This window comes from Streptomyces roseolus (assembly GCF_014649855.1).
GTDB classification, from domain to species: Bacteria; Actinomycetota; Actinomycetes; order Streptomycetales; family Streptomycetaceae; genus Streptomyces; species Streptomyces roseolus.
Genome location: NZ_BMTV01000015.1, coordinates 167,591 through 183,754, shown reverse-complemented (window position 1 = coordinate 183,754; position 16,164 = coordinate 167,591). Strand labels below are relative to the sequence as shown.

15 protein-coding genes are annotated in these 16,164 nt (G+C 71.5%); 6 read left to right on the top strand and 9 right to left on the bottom strand.

Features of this window, described 5'->3' with window-relative positions; all coding sequences use genetic code 11:
- Window positions 1-83: 83 nt before the first annotated feature.
- From IE245_RS19645 to IE245_RS19630, 4 genes are all read right to left on the bottom strand, one after another.
- A complete protein-coding gene (locus IE245_RS19645) occupies window positions 84-626 on the bottom strand; it encodes an RNA 2'-phosphotransferase (RefSeq protein WP_189949317.1) in 543 nt (180 codons plus the stop codon).
- A gap of 96 nt (window positions 627-722) precedes the next feature.
- On the bottom strand, window positions 723-1,664 hold the full coding sequence (locus IE245_RS19640; protein ID WP_189949315.1) for a MerR family transcriptional regulator: 942 nt from the start codon (window positions 1,662-1,664) through the stop codon (window positions 723-725).
- Between the two features lie 89 nt (window positions 1,665-1,753).
- Complete coding sequence (locus IE245_RS19635; RefSeq protein ID WP_189949314.1) at window positions 1,754-3,553, bottom strand: SDR family oxidoreductase; 1,800 nt, start codon at window positions 3,551-3,553, stop codon at window positions 1,754-1,756.
- The gene (locus IE245_RS19630; protein WP_189949311.1) at window positions 3,553-4,398 is read right to left on the bottom strand and encodes a M24 family metallopeptidase; all 846 of its coding nucleotides are present in this window, start codon (window positions 4,396-4,398) and stop codon (window positions 3,553-3,555) included. Before IE245_RS19630 ends, IE245_RS19635 begins: the two co-directional genes overlap by 1 nt.
- A gap of 248 nt (window positions 4,399-4,646) precedes the next feature.
- On the opposite strand from IE245_RS19630, the gene IE245_RS19625 reads away from it, so the two are divergent.
- From IE245_RS19625 to IE245_RS19610, 4 genes are read left to right on the top strand one after another with little or no spacing between them, the layout of a single operon-like run.
- Entirely contained in the window at window positions 4,647-5,612 is a 966-nt protein-coding gene (locus IE245_RS19625; protein ID WP_189949354.1) for an ABC transporter ATP-binding protein, read from the top strand.
- A complete protein-coding gene (locus IE245_RS19620) occupies window positions 5,609-6,511 on the top strand; it encodes an ABC transporter permease (protein ID WP_189949309.1) in 903 nt (300 codons plus the stop codon). The genes IE245_RS19625 and IE245_RS19620 overlap by 4 nt, the downstream gene beginning before the upstream one ends.
- 49 nt (window positions 6,512-6,560) lie before the next feature.
- Complete coding sequence (locus IE245_RS19615) at window positions 6,561-7,472, top strand: ABC transporter ATP-binding protein (protein WP_189949307.1); 912 nt, start codon at window positions 6,561-6,563, stop codon at window positions 7,470-7,472.
- Between the two features lie 16 nt (window positions 7,473-7,488).
- Window positions 7,489-8,208 carry an ABC transporter permease gene (locus IE245_RS19610; RefSeq protein WP_189949305.1) on the top strand — a complete coding sequence of 240 codons (720 nt, stop codon included), beginning with the start codon at window positions 7,489-7,491 and terminating at the stop codon, window positions 8,206-8,208.
- Window positions 8,209-8,227: 19 nt separating this feature from the next.
- Here the strand turns inward: IE245_RS19610 and IE245_RS19605 are convergent, their stop codons facing one another.
- A complete protein-coding gene (locus IE245_RS19605) occupies window positions 8,228-9,499 on the bottom strand; it encodes a CynX/NimT family MFS transporter (RefSeq protein WP_189949303.1) in 1,272 nt (423 codons plus the stop codon).
- Window positions 9,496-10,194 (bottom strand): FadR/GntR family transcriptional regulator, encoded by a 699-nt coding sequence (locus IE245_RS19600; protein ID WP_189949301.1) that lies wholly within the window; start codon window positions 10,192-10,194, stop codon window positions 9,496-9,498. Before IE245_RS19600 ends, IE245_RS19605 begins: the two co-directional genes overlap by 4 nt.
- A gap of 157 nt (window positions 10,195-10,351) precedes the next feature.
- On the opposite strand from IE245_RS19600, the gene lpdA reads away from it, so the two are divergent.
- Both lpdA and IE245_RS19590 read left to right on the top strand, forming a co-directional pair.
- On the top strand, window positions 10,352-11,755 hold the full coding sequence (lpdA, locus tag IE245_RS19595) for a dihydrolipoyl dehydrogenase (protein WP_189949299.1): 1,404 nt from the start codon (window positions 10,352-10,354) through the stop codon (window positions 11,753-11,755).
- Between the two features lie 107 nt (window positions 11,756-11,862).
- Window positions 11,863-12,480 carry a rhomboid-like protein gene (locus tag IE245_RS19590; RefSeq protein ID WP_229851402.1) on the top strand — a complete coding sequence of 206 codons (618 nt, stop codon included), beginning with the start codon at window positions 11,863-11,865 and terminating at the stop codon, window positions 12,478-12,480.
- A gap of 142 nt (window positions 12,481-12,622) precedes the next feature.
- Here the strand turns inward: IE245_RS19590 and IE245_RS19585 are convergent, their stop codons facing one another.
- The 3 genes from IE245_RS19585 to pheA form a co-directional block, all read right to left on the bottom strand.
- A complete protein-coding gene (locus IE245_RS19585) occupies window positions 12,623-13,429 on the bottom strand; it encodes an HAD family hydrolase (protein WP_189949295.1) in 807 nt (268 codons plus the stop codon).
- Window positions 13,426-14,715: a serine--tRNA ligase gene (gene serS, locus IE245_RS19580; protein WP_189949293.1), complete on the bottom strand. Its 1,290-nt coding sequence runs from the start codon at window positions 14,713-14,715 to the stop codon at window positions 13,426-13,428. The genes IE245_RS19585 and serS overlap by 4 nt, the downstream gene beginning before the upstream one ends.
- A 465-nt stretch (window positions 14,716-15,180) precedes the next feature.
- Window positions 15,181-16,116 carry a prephenate dehydratase gene (gene pheA, locus IE245_RS19575; protein WP_189949290.1) on the bottom strand — a complete coding sequence of 312 codons (936 nt, stop codon included), beginning with the start codon at window positions 16,114-16,116 and terminating at the stop codon, window positions 15,181-15,183.
- Between the last annotated feature and the right edge of the window lie 48 nt (window positions 16,117-16,164).

The window sequence follows — 16,164 nt, the reverse complement described above, 5'->3', positions numbered from 1 at the left end:
GGCTCGGCGGCTCGGCGGCTCGGCGGCTCGGCGGCTCGGCGGCTCGGCGGCACAGTGCCCCGGGGGCTCGGTCGCTCTGCCGCTCAGTCGGGGAAGCGGATGAACTCCGCCGGTACGGCCGCCGTCAGCCAGACCCCGTTGGCGCTGACCCGGAACTCGTGGCCCGCCCGGTGCATCGCCCCCGCGTCGACGCTCAGCACCACCGGCCGGCCCCGCCGCGCCCCGACCCGGGTCGCCGTCTCGCGGTCGGGGGAGAGGTGGACGTCGTGGCGTGCCATGGACCGCAGCCCTTCCGCCCGGATCGCGGGCAGCCGGGCGGCGACCGTACCGTGGTAGAGGTACGCGGGCGGTTCGGCGACCGGCAGGGCGAGGTCGACGCTGATCGTGTGTCCCTGGTTGGCCCGGATCCGGGTGCCCTCGACGGCGAACCGCCGTTTGTCGTTGGAGGCGACCACGTGGTCCAGCTCCGCGCGGTCGATCGGGAAGCCGTGGGCGGCCGCGGCGGCGAGCAGCGCGTCGATCTCGGTCCAGCCGCGCGCGTCCAGGACCAGGCCGATCCGCTCCGGCTGGTGCCGCAGGTGTTTCGAGAGGTACTTCGACACCTTCACCGTGCGACGTTCGTCCATCGTTCTTCCCCGTTCAGGTTTGATCCACAGCCAACATGAGTTATCCACAAGCCAGTTGAGGATTCTGTGGACAACTGCCCTGGCAGATCAAGCGCTTTATTGAACAGTGGGGGAATTGAAGGCATTTATCGTCAATGTATCCAATGTCCTTTTGTTGACCTCGCGTTCGGTCGCGGCCGTCACGAAGGCCGCGACGGCCTCCGGGCCGACCAGGGCCTGTACGGCCCGGATCGTGTCTGCCGGGACTTGCACCGGACGTGGCTCGTCGTCCCTCGATGCCGGGCCCTCGGGCGAGAGGTGGATCTGGAGATGACGGGTCGCCAGAATCCGCATGGCGCGCGCCAGTTCGGCGTCCACCGTCTGCTGGGCGAGCGGTCGGAGCCGCCGGACCATCGTCGCCGCCTCGGCCGCGTCCGAGTCCGTCGGCGGACGGTGCTCCAGATAGCGGGCGAAGACGTGCTCGGTGGTGAACTCCAGGAAACGGGAAGCTATGTGCTCGACCTGCTCCCGAAGTTCCCTCAGGTGACCGGTGATCGCGGAGAGCGGCACCCCCGCCGCGTGCAACTCCACGGCCACCGCCAGCTCTTGGGGGCTGGGTACCAGGTACTCCTCGGCCTCCCGGCCCGGGATCCGCTCCAGGACGCCGAGCTCGACCGCCTCCCGCACGGCGTCCTCGTCGGGGTCGCCGCCGAAGCGGGCGTCGAGCTCCGCGCGGGTGATCCGGGCCGCCTCCTCGTCCGTCCAGGGCCCCTGGACCTCCGCGACGAGCCCGAGCACCCCGCCGAGCCCCCGGCCGGTGTCCCACGCGTCGAGGAGTTCCTTGATCGAGGCCAGGGTGTAGCCCCGGTCCAGGAGGTCGGCGATCTGGCGCAGCCGGGCCAGATGGCTGTCCCCGTAGACGTTCGCCCTGCCCCGCCGCTCCGGGCGGGGCAGCAGGCCGCGGTCCTGGTAGGCGCGGATGGTCCGGACCGTGGCCCCGCTGTGATGGGCGAGGTCCTCGATCCGGTACTCCGCTCGCACTGCTGACTGCTCGGACATCCCGCTCCCACCGGCCGATCGTTCCACCCCGCGCGGGGCCCCTGCTGCGAGGGATCGTACGACCGTCCACCCGCCCGGGCCCCCCGCCGTTATGCCGGCGGCTGCCAGCGGGCCAGGGCGCGCAGCGCGCCGGGAGCCAGCCGGGAGAGGGCGTGGGCGCCCCGGGCCTCCGGGGTGACCGGCACGACCGCCCGGTCGTGCAGCACCGCGTCCAGGATCGCGTCCGCCACCTTCTCCGGAGGGTAGTTCCGGAGCCCGTACAGTCGCGAGGCCTTCTGCTGCCGCCGCTTCTCCTCCGCCGCGTCCGTGACCCCGGCGAAGCGGGCGGTCGCGGTGATGTTGGTGTTGACGATCCCGGGGCAGATCGCGCTCACGCCGATGGACCGGTCCGCCAGTTCGGCCCGCAGGCACTCGCTGAGCATCAGCACCGCCGCCTTCGAGGTGCTGTACGCCGGCAGCGCCCGGGAGGGCTGGAAAGCCGCCGCCGAGGCGGTGTTGACGATGTGGCCGCCCTGGCCGCGCGCCACCATCTGCGCCCCGAACACCCGGCACCCGTGGATCACGCCCCACAGGTTGACGTCCAGGACCCGCTTCCACTCCTCGCCGGTCGTCTCGAAGAAGGAGCCGGTGAGGCCGATCCCCGCGTTGTTGACCAGGACGTCGACGACCCCGTACTCCTCTGCCACCCGCGCCGCCAGCTTCTCCATCGCCTGCTCGTCGGAGACGTCCACGGCCTCACCCCACGCCTCCGGGGCGCCGATCAGCCGTGCCATCTCGGCCGTCCTGGCCGCTCCCTCGGCGTCCCGGTCGACCGCGACGACCCGGGCCCCGGCCTCCGCGAAGGCGAAGGCGGTGGCCCGCCCGATGCCGCTGGCGGCGCCGGTGACCAGCACCAGCTGGCCGCCGAACCGCTCCGCGCGCTCCGGCTTCACTCCGCTCTTCGCGGTCGACGCCGCCACCGGCCGGGGTGCCCGTGCCTCCGGCTCCTCGTGGGTGCGGACGAAGTCCGTGATCCACGCCGCCAGCTGGTCGGGGCGGGTACGCGGTACCCAGTGCTTCGCGGGCAGGGTGCGCCGCGTGAGGTCCGGCACCCAGGTGCCCAGGTCGTCGTAGAGCCGCTCGGAGAGGAAGGCGTCGCCGGTCGGGGTGATCAGCTGCACGGGCGCGTGCGCGAAGGCGTCGGGGCGCGGCCGGGAGAGGCGCGCCCGGACGTTGTCCCGGTAGAGCCAGGCGCCGGTGGCCGCGTCGTGGGGCAGCGAGGCCGTGGGGTAGTCGCCGGCCGGGACCTTCTCCAGCCGCTCCAGGAGCTTCGGCCAGCGCCTGCCCAGGGGGCCGCGCCAGGCGAGCTCCGGCAGGACCGGGGTGTGCAGCATGTACACGTACCAGGACTTGGCGCCCTGGCCGAGGAGCTGTCCGACCCGGCGCGGGGTGGGGCGGGTCATCCGGCTCTTGATCCAGTGCCCGAAGTGGTCGAGCGACGGACCCGACATGGAGGTGAAGGAGGCGATCCTGCCCTCGGTCCGCGGCACGGTGACGAACTCCCACGACTGCACCGAGCCCCAGTCGTGCCCGACGAGGTGGACCGGCCGGTCCGGGCTGACCGCGTCGGCGACGGCGAGGAAGTCGTCGGTCAGCTTCTCCAGGGTGAAGCCGCCGCGCAGCGGTGCCGGCGCCGTCGAACGCCCGTGGCCCCGCACGTCGTACAGCACGACGTGGAACTCCTCGGCGAGCCGCACCGCGACCTCGGACCAGACCTCCTTCGAGTCCGGGTAGCCGTGCACCAGCAGCACCGTCGGCCGGTCGGCGTCGCCGAGCTCGGCGACGCACAGCTCGATCCCGCCCGTACGGACCCGGCGCTCACGCGCCCCCTCGAGTCCCGCGCCCGCCATCACACCGCTCCTTCGTTCCACCGCCGCACGTGCGGCAGGTCGTCGTCCAGCCAGAACGCGCTCTGCTCGGGGTCCCTGGAGTCGGTGACGACCAGGATCTCCTCGAACTTCGCGCCCGTACCCCGGAATCCGAGGTGCGGCTCGACCGCCCAGAGGCCCGGTGCGGGCGGGTGGTCGGAGAACTTGTAGGGGGACCACAGCGGCGACCAGCCGTCCCGGTGGCCGTGCACGGCGTCGCTCAGCAGGCCTTTGAGGGACTGGGTGCCGAAGCCGAACAGGGTGGGGGCGAACCGCCGCTCCTTCACCCGGTCGATCTTGTGGGCGATCACGCCGAAGGGATAGGCCCGGTGCCGGTTGGCGTATCCCTGGCGGACCATGAGCCGGTCCACGTCCTCGTATATCTCGCGCAGGCTGCGGCGCTCGCGCACCTCGCGGAGGATCAGCTCGCGGTGCTCGCGCAGATCGGCGAGGAGCTTGTCGTGCAGCGGGTTGAGCCCGAGGCAGCCGCTGTAGCCGATGTCGGCCGTGTACCCCTTGTGGACGGGCGCCATGTCAAGGATGAACGGCATCCCCGGCTCCAGGCGCTTGTCGGTGGGGAAGAACTGCAGCGGGATCTTGAAGTCGACGAAGGCGGTGCGGTCCCCGAACCAGGCGAAGGGACGGTGGAACCAGTCCTTCACCCCACGCTCGTACAGCCACTCGCGCTGCATCCGGGCCGCCTCGCGCTCGGTCACACCCGGCCTGAGCTGGGCCGCGACCGCTTCCGCGCAGGCGTAGGAGAGCTGCTGTACCTCCCTGAACCCCCGTAGTTCCGCGGTCAGTTCGCTTGCCACTGCTGAGGTCATGCCACCCGCCCGTCCCGTGTGAGCGCTTGGTCGCCCTACGCGTCCGTAACTTGACACCGATGAATGTGACAATGCCCGGCGGCTACGTCAAGGGGTGTGTACGAGACCCTGTGGAAAACTCCGTCCCCGAGACCGCGACGACTTTCGTCGCGACGCCTCTCGGGGTTCGTACGCCGGAAGTCGGAGAGGGATCGATCCGTAGGGCTGACGACGGCTGTGGCGCGCGCCACTACCGTCGAAGCGTGACTGTGATCGCCACCGAAAGCCTCAGCAAGCGGTTCCCCCGGGTGACCGCTCTCGACCGGCTCTCCCTGGACATCGGGCCCGGTGTGACCGGACTGGTGGGTGCCAACGGAGCCGGCAAGTCCACGATGATCAAGATCCTGCTCGGCCTCTCCCCCGCCACGGAGGGCCGCGCCGAGGTACTGGGCCTCGACGTCTCGACGCACGGCCCCGAGATCCGCGAGCGCGTCGGGTACATGCCCGAGCACGACTGCCTGCCGCCGGACGTCTCGGCCACCGAGTTCGTCGTCCACATGGCGCGGATGTCCGGCCTGCCGCCGACCGCCGCCCGCGAGCGGACGGCCGACACCCTGCGCCACGTCGGCCTGTACGAGGAGCGCTACCGCCCCATCGGCGGCTACTCGACCGGCATGAAGCAGCGGGTGAAGCTGGCCCAGGCCCTGGTCCACGACCCGAGGCTGGTCCTCCTCGACGAGCCGACCAACGGCCTCGACCCGGTCGGCCGCGACGAGATGCTCGGCCTGATCCGCCGCGTCTGGACCGACTTCGGCATCTCCGTGCTCGTCACCTCCCACCTCCTCGGCGAGCTGGAGCGGACCTGCGACCACGTCGTCGTCATCGACGGCGGCAAGCTGCTGCGGTCCAGCTCCACCAGCGACTTCACCCGCACCACCACGACCCTGGCGGTCGAGGTCACCGACTCCGACGCCCACCCGGACGGCACCGCCGCCCTCCGCGAGGCCCTCGTCGCCGCCGGCGTCACCCTCCACGCGGGCGTGGAGGACGGCCTGCCCGGCGCCGGGCACATCCTCCTCCTGGAGGCCCCCGGCGAGGAGACGTACGACCTGGTGCGCGACACCGTCGCCGGCCTCGGACTCGGCCTGGTCCGCATGGAGCAGCGCCGCCACCACATCGCCGAGGTCTTCCGTCCCGAGGCAGCCGCGCAGCACGAGGAGGTCAAGGCCCGATGAGCACCCCCGCCCCCGGGGCCGCCCCCGACACCACCCGGATCCACAACATCGGATACCGGTCCTACGACGGTCCGAGGCTCGGCCGCTCCTACGCCCGCCGCTCGCTCTTCTCGCAGTCCCTGCGCGGGGCGTACGGCCTGGGCCGCAGCGCCAAGTCGAAGGTGCTGCCGATGCTGCTCTTCGCGGTGATGTGCGCGCCCGCGCTGATCAGCGTGGCGATCTCGGTGTACATCAAGGCCGACAAGCTCCCCATGGAGTACACCCAGTACGCGGTCTACCTCCAGCTCGTCATCGCCGTCTACCTCGCCTCCCAGGCCCCGCAGTCGGTCTCCCGCGACCTCCGCTTCCGCACGGTGCCGTTGTACTTCTCGCGTCCCATCGAGCGCGTCGACTACGTGCTCGCCAAGTACGGGGCGATGGCCTCGGCGCTCTTCATCCTCACCGCCGCCCCGCTGGTGATCATGTGGATCGGCTCGATGCTGGCCAAGATGGACTTCGCCGAGCAGGCCAAGCTCTTCGGCCAGGGGCTCGTCTCCGTCGCGGTCCTCTCGGTGCTCTTCGGCGGCATCGGCCTGGTCATGGCCGCGCTCACCCCGCGCCGCGGCTTCGGCGTCGCCGCCGTGATCGCCGTCCTCACCATCTCCTACGGCGCGGTCTCCACCCTCCAGGGCATCTCCTACGCCACCGAGAACACCGACGCCATCGCCTGGCTCGGTCTCTTCTCGCCCCTCACCCTGATCATCGGCCTGCAGAACGCCTTCCTCGGCGCTCCCGCCTCCTTCCCCGGCGAGGTGCCGGTGGGGGCCGGGACCGGCGTGGTCTACCTCGTGGTGGTCCTCGGCCTCATCGCCGCCTGCTACGGCATCCTGATGGCCCGCTACCGGAAGGTCGGCCTGTGAGCGCCCTCCCGTCGCCCGCCACCACCCCTCTAAGGAATGGGCCGCGCCCATGAGCACTCTCACCATCGACCACGTCTCCCGCTGGTTCGGCAACGTCGTCGCCGTCAACGACGTCACGATGTCGATCGGCCCCGGCGTCACCGGCCTCCTCGGCCCCAACGGCGCCGGGAAGTCCACCCTCATCAACATGATGGGCGGCTTCCTCGACCCCTCCACGGGCAGCGTGACCCTGGACGGCGAGCCGGTCTGGCGCAACGAGTCGGTCTACCGCTCCATCGGCGTCGTCCCCGAGCGGGAGGCGATGTACGACTTCCTCACCGGCCGCGAGTTCGTGGTGGCCAACGCGGAGCTCCAGGGCCTCGGCGCGGCGGAGGCCCGGAAGGCCCTCGCGACCGTCGAGATGGAGCACGCGCAGGACCGGAAGATCGCCACGTACAGCAAGGGCATGCGGCAGCGCGTGAAGATGGCCTCGGCCCTCGTCCACGAGCCGTCCGTGCTGCTGCTCGACGAGCCGTTCAACGGCATGGACCCGCGCCAGCGGATGCAGCTCATGGAACTGCTGCGCCGGATGGGCGCCGAGGGCCGCACGGTCCTGTTCTCCTCGCACATCCTGGAGGAGGTCGAGCAGCTCGCCTCGCACATCGAGGTGATCGTCGCCGGCCGGCACGCCGCCTCCGGCGACTTCCGCCGGATCCGCCGCCTGATGACCGACCGGCCGCACCGCTATCTGATCCGCTCCAGCGACGACCGGGCGCTCGCCGCCGCGCTGATCGCCGACCCGTCCACGGCCGGCATCGAGGTCGACGTGGTGGAGGGCGGACTGCGGATCCAGGCCGTCGACTTCGGACGGTTCACCGAGCTGCTGCCACAGGTGGCACGCGCGCGTGGGATCCGGCTGCTGACGGTCTCGCCGTCCGACGAGTCCCTCGAATCCGTCTTCTCGTATCTCGTCGCGGCCTGAAAGGAGCACGACCCCGATGTACGACCCCACGGTCGCCCGGCTCACCTACCGGGCCCTCCTCGGCCGCCGCCGGGCGGCGATCCTGTTCCTGCTGCCCGGGCTGCTCCTGCTCATCGCCACGGCCGTCCGCGTCATCAACGGCGCGGACGACCAGGTCGCGGCCGACCTCCTCGGCGGCTTCGCGCTCGCCACGATGGTGCCGCTGATCGGCGTCATCGCGGGCACGGGCGCGATCGGCCCGGAGATCGACGACGGCTCGATCGTCTATCTGCTCTCCAAGCCGGTGAAGCGCCCGACGATCATCATGACCAAGCTGATCGTGGCCATCGCCGTGACCATGGCCTTCTCGGCCGTGCCCACCCTGATCGCCGGCTTCATCCTGAACGGCAACGGCCAGCAGGTCGCCGTCGCCTACACGGTCGCCGCGCTGGTCGCCTCCATCGCGTACAGCGCGCTCTTCCTGCTGCTCGGCACGATCAGCCGGCACGCCGTGGTGATCGGCCTCGTCTACGCCCTGGTCTGGGAGGCGCTCTTCGGCTCCCTGATCGCCGGCGCCCGCACCCTCAGCGTCCAGCAGTGGGCGCTGGCGCTCGCCGAGAAGGTCACCGGCGAGGGGCTGATCAGCTCGGACGTGGCCCTGCCGACGGCGGCGGTCCTCCTGGTCGCCGTCACCCTCGGCGCCACCTGGTTCGCCGGCCACAAGCTGCGCACGCTGACGCTGGCCGGCGAGGAGTAGGGCACCTCCGGGCGGAGCCTCAGACGGTGCGGTCGCGGGCGGCGAGCAGGCCGACGCCCGCGGCCGCCGCGCACACCCCGAGGACCAGCGCGATCGGCACCGTCCACGAGCCGGTCGCCTGGTGCAGGGCCCCGGCCGCGAGCGGACCGGCGGCGGCCAGCAGGTAGCCGACCGTCTGCGCCATCCCGGAGAGCCGGGCGGCCGTCGGGGCGTCCCCGGTCCGCAGCACGATCAGGGTCAGGGCGAGCCCCAGGGCCCCGCCCTGGCCGATGCCGAGGACCGCGGCCCAGAGCCAGGCTCCCTCGGCCGGGGCGACGAGCAGCCCCGCGTACCCGGCCGCGACCATCGCCGTCACCAGCACCACCAGGGGGCGCTGGCTGCGCCTGCGGCCCGCGAGCAGCGGCACCACGAAGGCCCCGGCGATCTGGATGAGGTTGTTGAAGGCGAAGACCACGCCGGCCTCGGAGCGGCTCATCCCGTGGTCGGTCAAGATCGTCGGCATCCAGGCGATGAGCACGTACGACCAGACCGACTGCAGGCCCATGAAGAGGGTCACCTGCCAGGCGAGCGCCGAGCGCCACACGCGCGTGGGCGCGGTGCCGGAGGCCGGGACGGCCCGTACCTCGTGCCCGGTACGGCCCCGGGCGATCAGCGCCTGCGGCAGCCAGCCCACCGCCGCCACGACGGCGAGCAGCGACCAGAAGCCGAGCGAGCCCTGCCAACCGCCGCCGAGGGCCTCCTCCAGGGGCACGGCCGCAGCCGCGGCGATCGTGGCCCCGGCGACCATGGCCCCCGTGTAGACGGAGGTCATCGCGGCCGCCCGGTCCGGGAAGTCCCGCTTGACGATCCCCGGCATCAGCACGTTGAGCAGGGCGATCGCGGTGCCGACCAGGACGCCGCCGCCGTACAGCGCCAGGACCGACGGCAGCAGGCGCGCCAGGATGCCGACGGCGAGCAGCAGCAGTGCGGCGAGGACGGTCCGTTCGGCGCCGAAGCGGCGGCCGAGCCACGGGGCGGCGAGCGCGCCGAGCCCCAGGAAGAGCACCGGGATCGACGTGATCAGGGAGCCGGCGGTCGAGGACAGGCCGAAGTGCCCGGCGATCTCGCCGACCAGCGGCGCCACGCTCGCCAGAGCGACCCGCATGTTGAGCGAGGCGAGCACGATGCCGACGAGCAGCAGCACCGGGTGGGCGAGCAGCGCCCGCCGGGCGGCCGTCCCCGCCGCGGAGGGCCGTACGTCCGCCTCGGCGTCGACGAGCACGCGCGCGTGGTCCGTCTCCGTGCCCCTCATGCCCGCGTCCCGTCGGCGCGCTCCGTCATGAGCGCCGCCACGGTCTCCGCCGGTATCCGCAGCAGCTCGCGGGCCTGCCGTTCGGCGGCGTCCGCGTCGCCCGCCTCGACGGCGGCGACCAGGGCCTCGTGGGCGTCGATGTCGACCGGCGGCATCGCGCGGTCGCCGAGCGCCTCGACGAGCACCTCGTGCACCTGGGTGGAGAAGAAGCGGTAGACCTCGATGAAGGCGGCGTTGTGGGTGGCGCCGACCACGGCGAGGTGGAAGGCGAGGTCGGCGTCCGCGTCCCGGTCGCCCTCCTCGCGGAGGGTGGTCAGGGCGGCGCGCAGCCGGAGCAGGTCGTGGGTGTCCCGCCGCTCCGCCGCCAGCCGGGCCGCCTCGGCCTCCAGGGCGGTCCGCACTTCCAGCACGTCCCGGGCGCCGGCGTGCCGGACCCCGCGCAGGACGGCGGCCGGGTCGGCGGTGGAGCGGACGAAGGTGCCGTTGCCCTGCCGGGACTCCAGGAGCCCGGCGTGGACGAGGACCCGGACCGCCTCCCGGACGGTGTTGCGGCCGACGCCGAGCTGCTGGGCGAGCTCGTGCTCGGTGGGGATGCGGTCGCCGACGGTCCACTCGCCCTCCGCGAGCTGGGCCCGCAGCTGTTCCACCGCGGAGTCCACCAGCGAGGTCCGCCCCGCCGCTCTCAGTGCCGCCATCCGTCCCGTACCTCCCGATCCGATCGATCACCCGGTTGCCCAGTCATCCTACAACTCGTCCACAGGTGTGGCGGATCTCCCCGGCCCTGCGCGGACGACCGGACTACTGTGGGCTCGTACGTGCACCGAACACCCTCACCACCTTCGGGAGTCAGTCATGTCAGACCGCTTCGACGTCGTCGTACTCGGAGCTGGCCCCGGCGGCTACGTCGCCGCCATCCGCGCCGCCCAGCTGGGCAAGCGGGTCGCGGTCGTCGAGGAGAAGTACTGGGGCGGTGTCTGCCTGAACGTCGGCTGCATCCCCACCAAGGCGCTGCTCCGCAACGCCGAACTGGCGCACATCTTCAACCACGAGGCCAAGACCTTCGGCATCAAGGTCGACGGCTCGGTGACCTTCGACTACGGCGACGCCTACCGCCGCAGCCGCTCGGTCGCGGACGGCCGCGTCAAGGGCGTCCACTTCCTGATGAAGAAGAACGGCATCACGGAGTTCGACGGCCGGGGCACCTTCCTCGACGCGAACACCCTCCAGGTGGCGAAGGCCGACGGCACCACGCAGACGATCACCTTCGACAACTGCATCATCGCCACCGGTGCCAGCCCGCGCCTGCTGCCCGGCACCGCGCTGAGCGACCGCGTCGTCTCGTACGAGCAGCAGATCCTCGCCGAGGACGCCCCGAAGTCGATCATCATCGCCGGCGCCGGCGCGATCGGCATCGAGTTCGCGTACGTGCTGAACAACTACGGCACCAAGGTCACCATCGTCGAGTTCCTCGACCGGATGGCCCCGCTGGAGGACGAGGAGGTGTCGAAGGAGCTGGCGAAGCAGTACCGCAAGCTCGGCATCGACGTCCTCACCTCGACCCGCGTCGACGCCATCGACGAGTCCGGCCCGCAGGTCCGCGTCACCGTCACCGGCAAGGACGGCGCCAGCAAGGTCCTGGAGGCCGACAAGGTCCTCCAGGCCATCGGCTTCGCGCCGAACGTCACCGGCTACGGCCTGGAGGCCGCCGGTGTCGCCCTCACCGAGCGCGGCGCCATCGACGTGGACGGCCGCAGCCGCACCTCGGTCCCGCACATCTACGCCATCGGCGACGTCACCGCGAAGCTGATGCTCGCGCACACCGCCGAGGCCATGGGCGTCATCGCCGCCGAGACCATCGCGGGTGCCGAGACCATGGAGCTCGACTACGCGATGATCCCGCGCGCGACCTACTGCCAGCCGCAGATCGCCAGCTTCGGCTACACCGAGGCGCAGGCCCGTGAGAAGGGCTACGACGTCAAGGTCGCCAAGTTCCCCTTCATGGCGAACGGCAAGGCGCACGGCCTCGGCGACTCCACCGGCTTCGTCAAGATCGTCGCCGACGCCAAGTACGGCGAGATCGTCGGCGCCCACCTGATCGGCCCGGACGTCACCGAGCTGCTGCCCGAGCTGACCCTGGCCCAGCAGTGGGACCTCACCGTCCACGAGGTCGCGCGGAACGTCCACGCCCACCCGACCCTGGGCGAGGCCGTCAAGGAAGCGATCCACGGCATCGCCGGCCACATGATCAACTTCTGAGGCCCCGCCGGGCCTCACCGGGCCCGGCGGTCCCGGGTGATAGGCACGGACAGGTGCCGAGCGAAACCACTCCGGGTGGCGAACCGTCCCGACCGATCAGGTCGTGGGTGCGTTCGTCACCCGGTACGCATCTCTGGCTCGCGGTCATCGCGATCACCAGCCTCGTCCTCGCCCTCTCGCCCGACGGCTTCGAGACCTATCTGCTGCACCGCAACAGCAGCAACCTCCACCAGCTCGCCCGTCACCCGGTCCGCGCCCTGCTCGGCAGCGCCCTCTGGATCCAGGATCCGGCCGCACTGGCCTTCTACGTGCTCCTCTTCGAGCTCTTCCACGCCCCCGTGGAGCGCTGGCTGGGCACGCCCAAGTGGCTCTTCACGGTGGCCACCGCCCACATCGCCGCCACACTCGTCAGCCAGCAGGTCGTCCTCTACGCGATCACCCACCACGACGTGCCCCGCAGCATGGCGCACGTCGTCGACATCGGCGTCAGCTACGGCCTCGCCGCCTCCGCGGGGATCCTCGCCCACCGCGTCCCCCGGCCCTGGCGATGGCTCTACCTCACCGCCGTCGTGGTCTTCTTCCTCGTCCCGCTGCTCACGGACCGCACCTTCACCGACCTCGGGCACGCCCTCTCGCTCGCCATCGGCCTCGCCTGCCACCCGCTCACCCGGCACCCGGCGCACGGAAAACCGTTCGCGGACGAACGCCCGCCCGGCGCACACTAGTTGTGCGGGGGAAACGGGGGATCCCCCGGTGGCGGCCGCTTCGAGCGCGCGGATCTCCGGTCCGCGCGGGCCGCGACCGACGAAGGCCCGCTCCCTCAAGGAGCGGGCCTTCGTACGGAGTTCCCGGTGGTACGGACGCGGATCAGCCCGCCAGCAGTCGCTCCAGGACGACCGCGATGCCGTCCTCCTCGTTGGAGTCGGTCACCTCGTCCGCGACCGCCCGCAGCTCCTCGTGCGCGTTGCCCATCGCGACTCCGTGCGCGGCCCAGCCGAACATCGGGATGTCGTTGGGCATGTCGCCGAAGGCGATGGTCTCCGCCGCCTTCACGCCCAGCCGGCGCGCCGCCAGCGACAGGCCGGTGGCCTTGCTCAGGCCGAGCGGCAGGATCTCCACGATCCCCGGGCCCGCCATGACCACGTCGACGAGGCCGCCGACGGTGGCGCGCGCGACGGCCGTCAGCTCGTCGTCGCCCAGCGTCGGGTGCTGGAGGTAGAGCTTGGTGAGCGGCGCCGCCCACACCTCGGCCGGGTCCTCGTACGGCACGTACGGCAGCGGGCCCTCCTGGGCCCGGTAGCCGGGGCCCACCAGGACCTCGCCCTCCAGGCCGTCCCGGCTCGCGGCCAGAGCCAGCGGACCGATCTCCGCCTCGATCTTGGACAGCGCGAGTCCGGCGAGCTGCCGGTCCAGGGTGAGGGAGGTCAGCAGCCGGTGCTCGCCGGCGTGGTAGACCTGCGCGCCCTGGCCGCACACCGCGATGCCCTCGTAGCCGAGGTCGTCGAGGATGTGACGGGTCCAGGGCACCGCCCGGCCGGTGACGACGATGTGCGCGGCGCCCGCCGCCGTCACCGCGGCGAGTGCCTCCCGGGTGCGGTCCGAGACGGACTCGTCGGCCCGCAGCAGCGTGCCGTCGAGGTCCGTCGCGACCAAGCGGTAGGGGAAGGCGCTCACTTGGCGATCGGCTCCAGGACCTCGCGCCCGCCCAGGTACGGCCGGAGGACCTCCGGGACGCGCACCGAACCGTCGGCGAGCTGGTGGTTCTCCAGGATGGCGACGATGGTGCGCGGGACGGCGCACAGCGTGCCGTTCAGCGTGGCGAGCGGCTGGACGGTCTTCTTTCCGCCCTGCTCCTCGCGCATGCGGACCGAGAGGCGGCGGGCCTGGAAGCCGTCGCAGTTGGACGCCGAGGTCAGCTCGCGGTACTTGCCCTGGGTGGGGATCCACGCCTCGCAGTCGAACTTGCGGGAGGCGGAGGCGCCGAGGTCGCCGGTGGCGACGTCGATGACCTGGAAGGGCAGCTCCAGGGAGGTGAGCCACTGCTTCTCCCAGTCCAGGAGTCGCTTGTGCTCGTTCTCCGCGTCCTCGGGCGCGACGTACGAGAACATCTCGACCTTGTCGAACTGGTGGACGCGGAAGATGCCGCGGGTGTCCTTGCCGTACGTGCCGGCCTCGCGGCGGAAGCAGGGCGAGAAGCCCGCGTACCGCAGCGGCAGCTTGTCGGCGTCGATGATCTCGTCCATGTGGTACGCGGCGAGCGGGACCTCGGAGGTGCCGACCAGGTAGTAGTCGTCCTTCTCCAGGTGGTACACGTTCTCCGCGGCCTGGCCGAGGAAGCCGGTGCCCTCCATGGCGCGCGGGCGGACCAGCGCGGGGGTGAGCATCGGGATGAAGCCGGCCTCGGTGGCCTGCGCGATGGCGGCGTTGACCAGCGCGAGCTCCAGGAGCGCGCCGACGCCGGTCAGGTAGTAGAAGCGCGAGCCGGAGACCTTGGCGCCGCGCTCGACGTCGATGGCGCCCAGCGCCTCGCCGAGCTCCAGGTGGTCCTTGGGCGCGAAGCCCTCGGCGGCGAAGTCGCGGATGGTGCCGTGCGTCTCCAGGACGACGAAGTCCTCCTCGCCGCCGACCGGCACGTCCTCGTGGACGATGTTGCCGAGCCGGAGGAGGAGCGCACGGGCCGTCTCGTCGGCCTCGTTCTGCTCGGCCTCGGCGGCCTTGACGTCGGTCTTGAGCTGTTCGGCGCGCTGGAGGAGCTCGGCGCGCTCCTCGGGGGTGGCCTTGGGGATCAGCTTTCCGAGCGCCTTCTGCTCGGAACGGAGCTCGTCGAAGCGGACGCCGGACGACCTGCGCCGCTCATCGGCGGAGAGCAGGGCGTCGACGAGGCCGACGTCCTCTCCACGGGCGCGCTGGGAGGCGCGAACACGGTCGGGGTCCTCACGGAGCAGGCGAAGGTCAATCACCCCACCAGGCTACCGGTGTGTGCTCGCGCGCCCTCACCGGATAAAAGAGGGCGTGTTGATATGCCCGAATTGAGGGTCTTGGTGAGGTCCTGGGAATTCCCGGGAATCGAGTTATCCACAGGGTGTGAGGAAGTTCTGTGGATTCAGGCCCCGCTGCCTCCGAATTGCGTGATCAAACGCGATTCTCCCACTCATTTCGAGGGGAATCCCTCCCTCTGAAGAGTGAGTGGCCTGGGCCCGTTCTGACGTGGACAACGGCGGGGCCTGTGGATGGAGTCCACGCGCGCGAGGGGTGATGAGGGTGATTTGTCGACCTTGTCGGGAGCAGGTGTCGACTTGTCCCCAGCTTGCGCACCAAGCCTGTGGATAAGTGAGGGGGAAACCAAAAAATATGCAGGTAGGACTAACAGTGCCTACCTGTGGACGAACGAGCGCACCCACCGCGCCGTTCGGTCACTATCGCGGTCAGGCCCTTCCGTCCTGGGCCCTCGCCAGCCAGTCGGAGGCAGCCGTGAACTCTTCGTCCGAGGTCCCCCGCCGCAGCGGCCTGACGTCCGCGCGGGAGGCGCCCGCCCGCGGATACGAGCCGAGGAAGCGCACCTCGGGGCAGATCCGCTTCAGACCCATCAGCGCCTCGGCGACGCGCCGGTCCGAGACATGGCCCTCGGCGTCGACGGCGAAGCAGTAGTTCCCGATCCCCGCCCCCGTCGGCCGGGACTGGATCAGCATCAGGTTCACCCCACGCACCGCGAACTCCTGGAGGAGTTCCAGAAGGGCACCCGGATGATCGTCACCCAGCCACAGCACCACCGAGGTCTTGTCCGCGCCGGTCGGCGCCGCCGGCCGGGCGGGGCGGCCCACGAGCACGAACCGCGTCTCCGCGTTCTCCGCGTCGTGGATCTCCTTGACCAGTGCCTCCAGGCCGTACGTCGCCGCCGCGAACTCACCCGCGAAGGCCGCGTCGAACCGCCCCTCCTGCACCAGCCGGGCACCGTCCGCGTTGGACGCCGCCGATTCCCACACCGCCTCCGGGAGGTGCTTGCGCAGCCACTTGCGCACCTGCGGCTGGGCCACCGGATGGCCCGTGACCGTCTTGACGTCCGACAGCGCGGTCCCGGGCCGCACGAGCAGCGCGAAGGAGATCGGCAGCAGCACCTCGCGGTAGATCATCAGCCGCTCGCCGGAGGCCAGCTCGTCGAGGGTCGCCGTCACCCCGCCCTCGACCGAGTTCTCGATCGGGACGAGCGCGGCGGCCGCCTCCCCGTTCCGCACGGCGTCGAGCGCGGCCGGGACCGAGACCATGGGGACGAGTTCCCGCGTCGCCGCCTCGGGCAGGCTCCGCAGCGCGGCCTCCGTGAACGTGCCTTCGGGGCCGAGGTAGGTGTACCGAGTGGCGGACATACCGTCACCCTAATGCGCCTCGGCGCCCTGCCCCGCCCCGTCTCAGCC